The 13,085-nt window shown below is 42.2% G+C and carries 11 protein-coding genes; 2 read left to right on the plus strand and 9 right to left on the minus strand.

Going from position 1 to position 13,085, the window contains the following annotated elements:
• Position 1: 1 nt before the first annotated feature.
• The 4 genes from JGK36_RS01885 to purL all read right to left on the minus strand — a co-directional run bounded on the left by JGK36_RS01885 (position 2) and on the right by purL (position 4,257).
• Complete coding sequence (locus JGK36_RS01885; RefSeq protein ID WP_293176410.1) at positions 2–406, minus strand: hypothetical protein; 405 nt, start codon at positions 404–406, stop codon at positions 2–4.
• A 5-nt stretch (positions 407–411) separates the two neighbouring features.
• Positions 412–627 carry a hypothetical protein gene (locus tag JGK36_RS01890; protein WP_293176412.1) on the minus strand — a complete coding sequence of 72 codons (216 nt, stop codon included), beginning with the start codon at positions 625–627 and terminating at the stop codon, positions 412–414.
• Positions 628–751: 124 nt separating this feature from the next.
• Positions 752–1,555, minus strand: a complete 804-nt coding sequence (locus JGK36_RS01895) for a formylglycine-generating enzyme family protein (protein WP_366034683.1) — start codon at positions 1,553–1,555, stop codon at positions 752–754.
• 119 nt (positions 1,556–1,674) lie between these two features.
• Positions 1,675–4,257: a phosphoribosylformylglycinamidine synthase subunit PurL gene (purL, locus tag JGK36_RS01900; protein ID WP_293176414.1), complete on the minus strand. Its 2,583-nt coding sequence runs from the start codon at positions 4,255–4,257 to the stop codon at positions 1,675–1,677.
• Positions 4,258–4,869: 612 nt separating this feature from the next.
• Here purL and JGK36_RS01905 point away from each other — a divergent pair.
• Positions 4,870–5,469 (plus strand): pentapeptide repeat-containing protein, encoded by a 600-nt coding sequence (locus tag JGK36_RS01905; protein WP_293176417.1) that lies wholly within the window; start codon positions 4,870–4,872, stop codon positions 5,467–5,469.
• 330 nt (positions 5,470–5,799) lie between these two features.
• On the opposite strand, the gene JGK36_RS01910 is transcribed toward JGK36_RS01905, so the two are convergent.
• From JGK36_RS01910 to JGK36_RS01930, 5 genes are all read right to left on the minus strand, one after another.
• Entirely contained in the window at positions 5,800–8,112 is a 2,313-nt protein-coding gene (locus JGK36_RS01910; protein ID WP_293176419.1) for a dynamin family protein, read from the minus strand.
• Between the two features lie 11 nt (positions 8,113–8,123).
• Positions 8,124–8,687 carry a hypothetical protein gene (locus JGK36_RS01915; protein WP_293176421.1) on the minus strand — a complete coding sequence of 188 codons (564 nt, stop codon included), beginning with the start codon at positions 8,685–8,687 and terminating at the stop codon, positions 8,124–8,126.
• Positions 8,688–8,742: 55 nt separating this feature from the next.
• Positions 8,743–11,154, minus strand: a complete 2,412-nt coding sequence (locus JGK36_RS01920; RefSeq protein ID WP_293176423.1) for a dynamin family protein — start codon at positions 11,152–11,154, stop codon at positions 8,743–8,745.
• A gap of 211 nt (positions 11,155–11,365) precedes the next feature.
• Positions 11,366–11,509 carry a hypothetical protein gene (locus JGK36_RS01925; RefSeq protein ID WP_293176425.1) on the minus strand — a complete coding sequence of 48 codons (144 nt, stop codon included), beginning with the start codon at positions 11,507–11,509 and terminating at the stop codon, positions 11,366–11,368.
• 37 nt (positions 11,510–11,546) lie between these two features.
• Entirely contained in the window at positions 11,547–11,723 is a 177-nt protein-coding gene (locus JGK36_RS01930) for a hypothetical protein (RefSeq protein ID WP_293195839.1), read from the minus strand.
• A gap of 140 nt (positions 11,724–11,863) precedes the next feature.
• On the opposite strand from JGK36_RS01930, the gene JGK36_RS01935 reads away from it, so the two are divergent.
• Positions 11,864–12,997 (plus strand): flagellar assembly protein H, encoded by a 1,134-nt coding sequence (locus tag JGK36_RS01935; RefSeq protein ID WP_293195841.1) that lies wholly within the window; start codon positions 11,864–11,866, stop codon positions 12,995–12,997.
• Positions 12,998–13,085: the final 88 nt, after the last annotated feature.

A 13,085-nucleotide genomic window follows, 5' to 3' on the forward strand; every position in this document is an offset into this window, starting at 1 on the left:
ATTAACGCTTCAGCTCAATATCAAACTCAAGCCGAGAACGATAAAAGTGAACGTCAAATTCTAAGAAAAAATTTGTCTGTCCCAGAATCAATGATACGCTATCACTTTTTGCCCAAGCAAATACTAATCTTACCGGAGCAAACTCCCCTATTTCAGCCATGAAAAATACTGGCATCGCTGGTTGATTACCAACGTTACCAGCCAGTCGAATAATGGCTTTGCTGTCATCCCACACTAAGCCAAGCTGAATTCCTATTTTGTAAGGCAATACACTCACTGTTGCACCGCTGTCTACTAACCCAACAACTTCGACTCTCTGGTTATTGTGGTGCAGAATCAAGGGAATGCGCGGTAAGCTGTCAAACTCATCTTGAGAGGGGTGATTGGTAGAGTATTGAAATCGCATAATACTCACTTTTCGTTGCTGTTAGCCAGATTCATTGCCTGCATCAAAGCTGTACCAGCACCAAAAGTATTGTAGGGAGTTGGCAAGTAGTAAGTCTTGTAAGGTTCCAAAGGAAAAATATTCTGACTGATATCTTCTTCCGCCATAAGAATACGGATTAACTCTCGTTTATCGATCGCAGACAGTTTTTTAATGGTAGGGAGTAATTCTGTTAGTGTCATCGGTTGTTTTCCTACGATGCGTCTATCTTGATGATAGCAGGTGAACAGTGTTTGTAGGGTGCGTCGCTGTGAGATTGTCAATTTGATTTGTAGATTGTTGATAGCGACGCACCTACAAGTGAGACTACCCAGAAACAAGAGCAACGCGAAAACCTCTGTCGTCGTCGCCTGCCCTATTCCCGGAGCGATAGGCACTGCGACAATTCACCGCATGACATTTCCAGGAACCGCCACGAAGAACTCTCAAGTCAGAGTGAGTTTCCCAAGAACTTCCATCATTTGGTGCGCCATTGTAGTTAAAATTCACGCTATCGCTGCACCATTCGTTAACATTCCCGTGCATATCGTAAAGTCCAAAAGCATTCGGAGGAAAACTCCCGACATCCGTTGTTTCTTTGCGGGAAGGTTCCCATTGTGCAGAACCATAGGGATAGCCACTATAATTGACTAAATCCGCGGTAATTGTTTCGCCAAAGTGAAAAGGTGTTTTAGTTCTCGCGCGACAAGCATATTCCCACTCGGCTTCCGAAGGTAAGCGATAAGTCTTGCCTGTTTTTTGGGAAAGTTTCTCGCAGAATTCCACAGCATCATTCCAACTTACTTTTTCTACAGGACGTTTCGCGCCTTTGAATTTAGATGGGTTATTTCCCATCACCGCTTGGTATTGTTCTTGAGTGACTTCATACTTGCCCATAAAAAAAGGAGAGATGTTAACTTTGTGTTGCGGATTTTCCATATTTTCTTTCCCTACTTCCTCAGTGGGGGAGCCCATCAGGAAACTGCCTCCAGGGATTGCTATCATTTCTAAGCTTGCACCGCCACCTAAATCTTCGCTAATAAATTGTGCTTGATTGTCTTTACGGTTAGTTATATTACCCTGGACATCAACTGTCAATGTTTCAAAATCAAACGTTTGTAAATTTCTCATAATTGTGGGTTTTAAAGAAGAAAATATATTGTAGAAATTTAACCCGCGCAGGCGGGTTTTGTCAGTGTAGCGGTGGTTGAAACCAGGCACTTTCAACCACCGCTACTTATCCCTCGAAATCAAACAGATCCAATTCGACGCTCGATCGCATTATAGAACCGATCGCCCATATCACCCATCCCGACCTCAATCAACCCCAAATTATCCGCACTCAACACCCGCAAAGGCGAGTCAGCACCCCCAACTACACCGATTTTCTGCCACATTTTAGCCAAATGTTCTTGCAAGTAAGCTTCCCAAACTCCTTGATTTTCCGGCGCGATGGAAACAATAATGCAGTTGCCCATTTCACCAAACACAACTTCATCCCAACGGCTAACATTTGCCGAATTCAAGCCCAGATGGATTTCCGCACCCAGTTTACCAGAGATGCAGGATTCCGCCAGGGCGATCGCAATTCCACCTTCCGCAGCATCGTGGGCGGAACAAACCCAACCGCTACGGATTCCATCGCGACAAACTGATTGCACTTTCCTTTCCAATTCAAAATTAATCCTTGGCGGTTTCCCCGCTACAATCCCGTGAACTGCCGCTAAATATTCCGAACCTCCGAGAGTAGCAAAAGCCGATTTCTTCGGAGTTTCAGTTTTCAATTCAGAATTAGCAGATTGAAAAAAGGTCAGTTCATCCTGACTATTTGCTCCAATTCCCAACACATAAATTAAATCGCCCTTCTTTTGCCAACCTTGACCGCAAATCTTCGTCAAATCTGGAATCAATCCCACCATTCCGATTACCGGAGTTGGATAAATCGGTTGAGGATTGCCATCAGAATCAACCGTTTCATTGTACAGAGAAACATTACCCCCAGTCACAGGTGTTTTCAACTCGCGACAAGCATCAGCAATCCCGCGACAAGCCGATGCTAACTGCCAATATCCTACAGGTTTTTCGGGACTGCCAAAATTGAGATTGTCCGTAACTGCAATAGGTTCAGCACCGACACAACTTAAGTTTCTCGCTGCTTCCGCTACGACGGCTTTTGCACCTTCATAAGGGTCGAGATAAACATAGCGAGAATTGCAATCAACCGTCGCCGCAACTCCGGGAATAACCCCCCCTGGCGAGGGCGGGCACGGGGGCACCGCCCCTACAAGGGGGGGAGAAAATTCGGCAGTTTCTCTTCCTTGTGCTTTCTTAAATAAGGGAATAGCTTCTGCTTCCTCTTGTAGCGTCGCCTTAGTAAGGGCGGGTTCTTCCTCTTGTAGCCCCCCCTTAGCAAGGGGGGGTTGGGGGGGTTCTTTTTGACATGGTTCCAGAGGCCGCAATCTGACCACAGCAGCATCAGCGCCTCCCGGCAAAACAACAGTATTATTTTGCACCTGATGGTCGTATTGGCGATAAACCCAGCGTTTAGAAGCGATGGTGGGAGTATCTAAAAGAGTCAGCAAAATCTGATTCCAAGTTTGGAAATCACCTTGAACTTCGATACCGGCTGCGGTGCATTCCGGCAACTTGTCCGCCGTCCATTCCCATGCTTTTCTAGCATATTCTGGCGCTTCCGTTAACAATTCGCGGTGATAAATTGGCGTATTATCTGCCAAAGCAGTCGCGGTAATTTCAGCAGCGATTTCGCCTTTAAACAGAATTCGGACGATCGGCTCTGCGATGACTGTCCCCGCGACTACGGCGTGCAATCCCCAGCGATGAAAAATATCAATTAATTCCTGTTCCCGTCCTTTCTGTGCGACAAACAACATCCGTTCTTGCGATTCCGAAAGCAGGTATTCGTAGGGAACCATACCGCTTTCTCGAACCGGAACTTTATCTAAATCAAATTCAATTCCGACACCACCTTTGGCTGCCATTTCCGATGTCGAACAGGTGATTCCTGCCGCGCCCATATCTTGGGCGGCGACGACAGCACCAGTTTTGAATGCTGCCAAACAAGCTTCAATTAAGGATTTTTCGAGAAACGGATCTCCTACTTGGACTGCTGGGCGGTCATCCATTGATTTGTCGGTCAATTCTGCACTAGCAAAACTTGCGCCTCCCATGCCATCTCTGCCAGTAGTTGAACCCACATAAAGCACAGGATTTCCGATTCCCGATGCGCCAGATTTAACAATTTCTTGAGTTTCCATTAAACCCAAAGCCATGACATTAACTAGCGGGTTTTCAGAATAAGCAGCATCGAAATAAACTTCGCCGCCAACCGTGGGTACGCCGATGCAGTTTCCGTAGTGACTGATTCCCGATACAACACCTTTGAACAATCTCTGAGTTTTGCTATCATCTAAATTGCCGAAACGTAGAGAATTCAAAAGTGCGATCGGGCGAGCACCCATTGTAAAGATATCGCGGAGAATCCCACCGACGCCAGTTGCAGCACCTTGGAAAGGTTCCACTGCTGACGGGTGGTTGTGGGATTCAATTTTGAAAGCAAGTTGCAAGCCATCTCCCAAGTCTACGACGCCGGCATTTTCTCCTGGGCCGACGAGAATGCGATCGCCCTCTGTGGGAAACTGTTTTAATAGCGGCCGCGAATTTTTGTAGCAGCAGTGTTCGCTCCACATCACGCCGAACATTCCCAATTCAGCCTTATTGGGATGGCGGCCGAGACGCTGAACGATTTCTTCATATTCTTCGGGTTTGAGTCTTTCAGCGGCAATTTGTTCGGGGGAAAATGGGAGGTTTGGCATAATAATTGCGATGTTTTGTAGATTTTACATCCCGACTTGGGATTTTGTCGATCGGGATTTAGGTATCAAGACCAAAGAAACCGGGTTTTTTATTTAATCTGAGGGTTGGAAGGAAATCTTTGGGTGCATCTGGTTTTTGAGGAGGGCGAAGCATGACCGCATATAAATTATTAGTTATAATCCCATATTGACTGCGGTCATGCTTCGCCCCTACAAACATATTTGTCTTGCGCCAGATGCACCCAAATCTTTTCGGTAAAAAACCCGGTTTCTGACCACTCTTGCATCCAGGACTGTTAATGCTAATTTCTAGGATGACAGAGTTTGTGGATAACAGCATTCAGATTTTAATTTCTAGCATGAATTGAAGGGGCTGCATTGTTGTCAACTTAATCTCAAAGATCGTAGCAGTTTTTGGCGGCTCCGATGAATTCCTAGGACGCGATCGATCGTACAGGGAAACTGAGAAGTTACCAAATATCGGATAATAATTGACATATATCTTATTTTCTGCTAAAGAAGTCGCACCCGACAGTTAAGATATGCTTAATTCCTCAAACCCTCTTCCTTCTTCCCTCTTCCTTCTTCCTTCTTCCTTCTTCCCTCTTCCTTATGACTCAAAATCTCAATTTTGCCAACCAAAACTTGCGGAACCGTTCATTTAAAGGGCTGGACTTATCAGGGGCGAACTTCAGCGGTTGCGACATTCGAGGCTGCAATTTCACCGGGGCGATTTTGAGAGGGGCAAATTTTCAGGGCGTCAGAACCGGACAAAGCCGCCGCCGAGTAAAAAAATTGATTGCTAGGGCTGGGGTGACAGCGGTGATAGTGACGGCTGCTGGGGCTTTGATTGGACTGATTGGCGGGGTGGATGCGGGGGCTGTGGCTGTGGCGGGAACTGCTGCGACGGCGATTGCTGCGACTCGGGGCGAGGCGGGAATTGTGGCGGGGGCTGTAGCTGGGGCTGCTGCTGCGATCGGCGCTAACGGTATTGTGACATTTTTGGGCGGGGATACTCTGAGGGGAATTGGTTTATTTTTGGTTTCTGGGGTTATTTTGGGGTTATGTGCGATCGGCTTTTTTATCGCTGTTGAAGAAATCGAAAAATTATCAGTAACGTCGTTTAGAAAAGCTGATTTAACTGGCGCTATATTCGATCCGGGGGCGGTTCTCGATGCTGATTTTTCCGATGCGCGAGGCTTGCCGTGGTAACCTGCACAATTAGTTCGCGTTTGGTAAAATAACCCTGATAACGTTAGGTATGAAAGCACGTCCGCCGCTACTGGGAGGACGTTAAGCGTGCGATCGAGGCGGGTATTTTTTCGGCGGATTAGAAGCTGATTGATGATGGTGGAAGATGTTTTGGGCGATCGTACCCACAGACTTATGTTAAATTAGACCTCTTGCAAAAATAGCTAAGACGGGATCTCCGGCCCATCCCACAAAAATCATCTTTTCTTGTGGAATGGGCCGGAGAGCCCGTCCTAAAATTTGATTAAAAGGACTTTTGCAAAAGGTCTATTTTCCTGTATTTTCAGTCACTCACAGTACCTCCGGCAAACGACTTCTTTTTAAAGCAATAGATAATTGCCTTAATCGTTCGCTAACTTCTAAATTCGATTCTTCTGACTTCAAGTTATCAGGTATTTCAGCAAACAGAATTGAATTTCCCTGCAACCATTCATTAAGAGCAACCCCAGTCCAAGTACCTTCTTTGTCTCTAAAACTATCAACTAAACCCTTCAGTTCTTGAATACAGTATGACTCGAAACCAGACGCACCGAAGATTGCATAGCGTAGGTATTCTTCAAACGCATTAATATCATTCTCTACCTCAAAAACTACAGATTCTTGTGAAGATATGAGGTCTTTAGAAACATCTACTACTATCTGCGTTGCTACCCCAGCAATTTGTCTTGCTACTCCTGGCACTCCCAAGACTTGTTGCCGAAGGTCAGGATTAAATAGTAAATCCGAGCCATATTTTACATATTTTTTCAGAACTTTAAAGGCAGCTTCTTCGCCACTATAGTAGTTATCAACAATTTCAATATCTACTCCTAAACTTTTGATGATTTTATTTCGAGTATCACTATTAACTGGGCCACGAATCAGCGCTTCCGAAACTGGACGGGCAAAACGTAAAAATAATACGCTTAAGCTATTCTCTAGTTTTGCTAAAAAATACTCCTCTGAATTTTCAATAAGCCTGGATTTTACTTGGTTACTTTCCCATAATAAACTTGTCATGTATTCAACTAATTTTAATGCTTCATCCTTAAGTTCTAAAGCAAGTTGATGAGCAATTGAAGATAGAAGCTTACTAATATCACCATACAAACTATCACGCCAAGCAAAATTGGCTTTCATGCGATCAAACTCTGGATTTGAGTTAGCCAGAAAAATCGTATCTTTCTTGTTAAATGTTTCCTCCCTAAGTTTCTTCATTTCAGTCTCGACGATTTGTAAATATCGCTCTCTAAATTTTTCTATTTGAGTAAATGACTTAGCAGTTGAACTCTCTAAGGGTTTGTTGACAACAGAATATTCATAGTATTTTTGTAAGTCAGCTTTAATTATTTCCCATTTTTGATTCCACCATTCTGTAAATAAAACTCGCCGATTATTTTCTTCAAATAGCTTTGCTTCTTCAGGATTTTCAGGATACTTTTTACTGACTGTAATATAAATTTCTTCAGAATTGCTAATAATTTTATTGATAGACGCTTCGCATCTTTTCTTTAAAATAGATACACGCTCAGTGTTGATATAGTTAAAAATTTTGTCTTTAATTTCTGGAATGCCCGTGCCATCTTTAGTGATAATTTTTCCATCGGCAATTCCTGTTAATCTCTTCAACTGAGCTTGAATATTACTTGCGTCCCCAATCTCTAACTTAGTCTGTTCTCCTGCTAAACCATTCAAAATTAAATAGGCTCCCGCTGAACCATATACAATGCGTTCAGGTGGAAGGTTTGCACGCCTTAACCAATCTTGGGAAGCTTCTTCAATATGTGTTTTAAGCGCCTCTGCACTACCTAATGAATCAATCCGACTTAAAAAAACAAACAGCTTATCAGCAACGGTGACGTTTTTATCGCCAAGTTCTGTGAATTTTATTATTTCTAGTTCCTTTTCTCGGAGGCTAGTAAACCGTTGTACCAATATTACAGCATCACAGTCAGAGAGCATTTCTTGTGCTTCATCAACGTGCTTTGCTAAACCTGAATCTAAACCCGGAACATCATAAAAAACAATCCCTTCAGCTTGAGCAAGTTTGTTAGTATAAAGTCGAGCTTCTAAAACAGCGTGAGCATACTTTTCATCTGCTACATATTTTTTTAGCGGTTCTCTAATATCTTCTAGTCTAGTAAATGAGAAAGTCACATTACCTTCTCTTCTTACCTGTTGTAAAGTTATTTCGTTTGCTCTTATGGTATTTAGGTCTTCGTTCGCCCCTACTTTCTCAAGCTCTTTTAGTAAATTTAGAAACTCTTCATCAGTTCTCGCTTGTACTTCCAGCCTTTGTTCGGACTCATTTTCAACTGAATAAATTTGGGTGGTTGTAAATGTACATCTTCCTCCCTTCGCTGGAAGTAAATCGCATTCTAGCCAAGCATTAATAAATGTGCTTTTTCCGGCTTTTTCTAGCCCAACAACAGCGATGCGAAACTCACGCTTTCTCAGTCTTTCAAGTTGGCGACGAGTTGGTTCTGCTTCTTGTAAAAGTACCTCTTTTAATCGAGCCGGAACTTCGGCTTGGGGTAAGTTGGCTAAATTTACCGCGTGTCTTTGGATGTTTAAAGCGTCAGTGAGACGAGTCTCATAGTAAGAAGAAGCTGTTTTCCAGTCCATTGATATATTCCTTACACGCGGTTAAATTTTTCTAAACCAGATACAGATAGATATTCCAGACAAGCTAATTCTTTAACAGTACCCTGTCCATTTGGGGGAAGATTTCTTTTTAAAATATATTGAACTTTTTTCCCAATCATTTCTGGCCCATCAGCAATGTCAATCCTGAAGTAAAATTCTCTTTGTTCACTTACATCTGTAATATCTTCCTCAGTTAATTTTAGACGCTGCTGTATGATATTCGCATCTTCAGGACTTGTACATAGAAAATATGAAGCATTTTCTATTAGTGTTTCTATATCAGAGACATTAATTGTATGATTTTCTCTGATATTTCCCACCACCGATGCTGGAACAATAAGACACAAAGCTACAGACACGGAAGACTTTTTTGGAGAAGGAGGTAGAGATGGTCTATTATTTGATGATTCTCCTTGTATTTGCTTCCTCTTTGGTTCTTGAGAATTTGGCCTCTCCACAAATTTGGTAGCTGTAGCAGCAACAAAATCCTGGATAGCTGTACCAACAACATCCTGGATAACTTTAGCAGTATCCCTAATTTTTTCAAAATCCATTTCTTTATCGCTCCAATAGCAAATTTGATTTGCGTTCCTTAATACTCATTTGAATTTAACACTCCTGTTTTAAGATTATGTCGAAGCTCGAAAATTCTTCTGCTAGGTTTTGAGCTTTTTGTTTCATAGGTTGCCAAATGTTTCTTTGCTTTTCATAATCTAGAGTAATTTCTTGGTTTGCTTTATCGAGTCTTTCCTGATAACGGTCAATAATATCACTCTGAATTTTGTCTACATTTTTTTTTAGACAGTCAATTTGTTCTAGTAACCAGCGTGCAACTTGATTTACTCTTTCTGACTCTTGCCCTTTCGCCTGCTCTATCCAACCTTCCAGTAATTTTTCTGTGCTGGGTAGTTCAGCATTATCACTAGAACGTGGTTGATACTCAGTTTCATAAATGGTTTTTTTACCTATCCACAATGTATACCAAGTTCGTTTTTGTTTTGGAACCTGTACTGCTTCTTCCCAAGTCCCTTGTGTAATAGCAAATCCTGCTTTAAACCGAAAATTAAATTTTAAATTACTCTCGACTTTAATCAGTTCTGATTCAGGAAATTTAATCGCTATGTCAGGTGCACGAGAATTTGCTCCATTTTCAAAATAAGACAAGTGGCAACGAAACAATTCGGACACAGCCTGATGAATTCTATTTAATTCTTGAGTAGAAATCTGTTTTAATACATCCTGTATAACAATGTTGAGATGGATAGCTAGTTCATTAAGTTCCTCATTGAGTTGTTTGAGTTTGTTTTTATCTGCCTCTGTTCTTGCTTCCATTGTTTTTCCTTCTTTAGCAACGGAAGCTTTGTAGCCTAAGTCAACTAAACGGTTCAAGTTTCTTGCTAGTAAATTGACATTTAAAACATTTGCTCTTTTTAAATTCGGACTGTCTAACTCTACCCTTCCAGTTTCTAAAGACTTTGCCACTGCTTCTAAGACTTGAGTAATTCCTTTTTGAAATTCCTTCTCCCATGAATAAAGTGGAAATAATTTTTCTCCTAATTTCTTGTATGGCTCTTCCTGTTGGAGTTCCCTAATTACGGTTCTTATATAATTCACAACGTCATCTTGTGACTGTTTTGCAAGAACCTGTTTGACTTTTGTATCTAGTCTTTCAAACGGCTGTTTTAAGTTTGTATCGCTAGTTTCTAAGAAGCCTTCAAGCTCTGCCCTAATTTTTGATATTTTTTCACATTCCTCTTGATAACCTGCTTCTGAACTGTTAAGAATAGCTGTTGTTGTTTGTACAGCCCATTCCGTTACTGCATTTCCAGCAGCCAGATTAAAACGTTCTATAATTTGTGGAATTACTAGCTGTGGGAAGTGTTCAGTAATATGTTCTCTTAAGTGTTGCTGAAACTCTTCTGCATAAGATTTTTTCCATAATGCTTCAGCAACTCGGTTTCGGTCGTGTCTAGACCATTTTTGTACGTTACGTGGCAAGTCTTCTAATATATCTTCATCAATTAATCCATTAAAATTGTTGTCCGCTTTTTTACACGCCTCAGCACTAAATATTTCATCATAATTTTGGATCTGAAGAGCCAGTAAAGCCGGCCATGTACTAAGTTTTACAACCTGCAACTTCTCAATCTCTTCTGTATATTCTTTTAATTGTTCAGTCAATTCACCTTTAATACTGCGGATAGCATTTTCAAAAAAGCGATTTTCTGTTTCAGGCCAATTTCTATCGGAGCGAAAAACATCAATACGATTAAGAGTAAAAAGCATACGCGCCGGAGAACCACCTAAATCTTTGACCTGCTGTACAACTTCTTGCAACAAGCTTTTTACTTTCTGTGCATCGGTTTCTGCACTATTGTATGTTACTATGCACAATGCCTCTCGGCACTGTTGAATCACATTTGCGTTACCTTGATCGCCCACATAGGCTAAACCAGGTAAATCAAGAATTTTTACCCTAGTTCCTTGTGGCAGTTCTAGTTTTGACTCTTTGACAAGCCGGAAAGGGTAAAAGATTGTCGATTGTGGACAAGCTAAATTCGGTTGTTTTTCTCTATTTTCAATATAACTTATCATTGCTTCATATAAGCGCTGATAAATTTTCTCCTCTCTGATACCTCTCCATTCTCCACACTCCCACAATGCTCCTGGTGTTTCATGGATTATTAGAGACTTTTCCTTGCTATATTCGATAGTGACTGCCCCTGCGCTCATTTCACTTACGGCTACGGGGACAATTTCGGCTCCACATAACAAATTTACCAAAGTGCTTTTCCCACTACTGGTGGTTCCTGTGGTCGCCAGAGTCAGAGTTGGATTACGGAGTTCATCAACCAGATTACTTAAAGCCTCGTCTAATTTACTAGAAAGTTCTTGTATTTCAGGCTGATATGTATCTGGTAAATGTTCGGAGATTTCTGTAGAAAAATTATTCCAGTATTTAGCAAGCAGTTGAGCTTGGAATTCTACTTCGTCAAAAACTTTGTATAATTGTTTACTCATGTGTTAAATACTGGTGTTGAGAGTGAATATGTATCCTATTTAACATATTTGAGTCGCAACTGATAGAGGGCTGACAGCCGCACTGTTTAATTATGACTCTAGGGTATTATACTATACTTGTAAAGATACGATCGCACTTTCTTTAAAGAATTTTACACACAGGCTCTTGAGATTGTTGCAGGTCTTCAATCAGATGATCGGCGGGCGTTGCTTAATGCAGGTATGAAACGATCGCCCGCTCGCCGAACGAGCGCTCTCTATTGTAATAAATTATACCCATATTCCCCAAAAGTCGATCGCCCGCACAGTCAAACACCAGTTTTGTGCGAGCTCTGTGATTGTCGTTTGCGTGCACGAGGGATCTCGCACGTTAAGAGTTGGTAGACTCACAATTACCTATTCCTCACCCATTCCCGGAATTCTCGCACTGCTGCGGTTGCGCCTGCTGTTTGAGTGCGATCGATCGGTCTGTTGCGATTTTCATGTTCCGGTAGCGGCACCATAATTTCTAATTGACCTTGATGATAAGCAATTCTGGCGGAACGTTGATTTCCCAGTTCCGCGAGCAAATCTTCATATAATTTCCAACTGATGTTTGGTAGTAAAACTCTTTATTCAGAGGACGTTGATATTGTTAACATTTGAGTTGGGTTTGTATTAATGACTATTTGTTTGTGTAAAATAGCAGGGAGTGCAAAACATTGACTTTATGACTAAGTTTCCCCACGACCAGTTTGCTAAAGAATACCTTCAAGAGTTATTGTCGCCTCTGGGAGAAGTAGAAACCAGCAAAGATGTCACCGCTGAAGTCAGAGAAATTGATGTCTGGTTTCAACCAACTTCTTTTGAGGGCGAATATGTTCAGAGTTTGGGTTTATTGGGTAAGATGGCTGCTACTGTAGCTGTGATTGAGCCGTTTCGCAATCCGGTTAATACTGAGGGAATCTTCAGTTGTGTGGTAAAACTATTAAATAGTAGGGCAAAACTGGGGCGGCAGACTAATCGAGAAGACCAGCGTTTAGAAGAAAGACAATTGCCGAGGTTGTGGATTTTAACTCCCACTGCTTCGGAACTTTTACTGGACAGTTTTGGTTTTCGGGTTCCCGAAGAGTCCGAGGGCTGGGCGAAAGGAGTTTATTTTTTAACTCAGGTTTGGAGAGTCGGACTAATCGCGATTCACCAGCTACCGAGAAGTCCCGAGACTATGTGGTTGCGGATGTTGGGCCGCGGACGGGTACAGGAACAGGCGATCGCAGAACTCAGTGCATTGCCTGTGGATAATCCACTCCGAACTAACGCGCTAGAATTATTGTACATCTTGCAGGCAAATTTGCAAGCGAATACACCACCTATTCCCGCAGGGGATGATGAAGATCAGGAGTTAGTTATGGCGATTGCACCTCTTTTTCAACAACATTTAGAAGCTGCACAACAACAAGGCCTCCAACAAGGCCTCCAACAAGGCCTCCAACAAGGCCGGGAAGAAGGACAGCGGATGATTTTGGAGAGTTTTTTGCAAGTTAGATATGGGGAGTTAGACCCACGAACTGTCGCATTAATTCTACCGATTTCGGCTTTGCCTGTTGCCGAGTTCACCTTGCTGTTAGTGCAATTATCTACTCTGCCTGCGGGAGAAAATGAACACCAAAATGTGCAAATTTTGTTGGCACAAACAGTTATGGAAAAAACCTTCATTCAATCGGGACAATTAGAAGAAATCCCGGTAAATCTCATCCCCGATCTGCTGGCTTTATCCCCAGACAATTTATCATCGCTGTTGGCAGACTTGCCTCAATTATCGATTGAAGAACTGATGGCTAGATTGGCACAATCATTGACTTAGAAAAAAATAAACTGACGGGTAATAGCCTGTCAATATTGGGGCGGTTTCTCACAGACACCGCCTCTATATTTTGCAGATGTCAATAGCT

Source organism: Microcoleus sp. PH2017_35_SFW_U_B, assembly GCF_020737865.1.
Classification (GTDB): Bacteria; Cyanobacteriota; Cyanobacteriia; order Cyanobacteriales; family Microcoleaceae; genus Microcoleus.

Coding starts and splice junctions, on each gene's coding strand:
- JGK36_RS01885 (WP_293176410.1), bottom strand. CDS start 406: ATGCGATTTCAATACTCTACCAATCACCCCTCTCAAGATGAGTTTGAC.
- JGK36_RS01890 (WP_293176412.1), bottom strand. CDS start 627: ATGACACTAACAGAATTACTCCCTACCATTAAAAAACTGTCTGCGATC.
- JGK36_RS01895 (WP_366034683.1), bottom strand. CDS start 1,555: ATGAGAAATTTACAAACGTTTGATTTTGAAACATTGACAGTTGATGTC.
- purL (WP_293176414.1), bottom strand. CDS start 4,257: ATGCCAAACCTCCCATTTTCCCCCGAACAAATTGCCGCTGAAAGACTC.
- JGK36_RS01905 (WP_293176417.1), top strand. CDS start 4,870: ATGACTCAAAATCTCAATTTTGCCAACCAAAACTTGCGGAACCGTTCA.
- JGK36_RS01910 (WP_293176419.1), bottom strand. CDS start 8,112: ATGGACTGGAAAACAGCTTCTTCTTACTATGAGACTCGTCTCACTGAC.
- JGK36_RS01915 (WP_293176421.1), bottom strand. CDS start 8,687: ATGGATTTTGAAAAAATTAGGGATACTGCTAAAGTTATCCAGGATGTT.
- JGK36_RS01920 (WP_293176423.1), bottom strand. CDS start 11,154: ATGAGTAAACAATTATACAAAGTTTTTGACGAAGTAGAATTCCAAGCT.
- JGK36_RS01935 (WP_293195841.1), top strand. CDS start 11,864: ATGACTAAGTTTCCCCACGACCAGTTTGCTAAAGAATACCTTCAAGAG.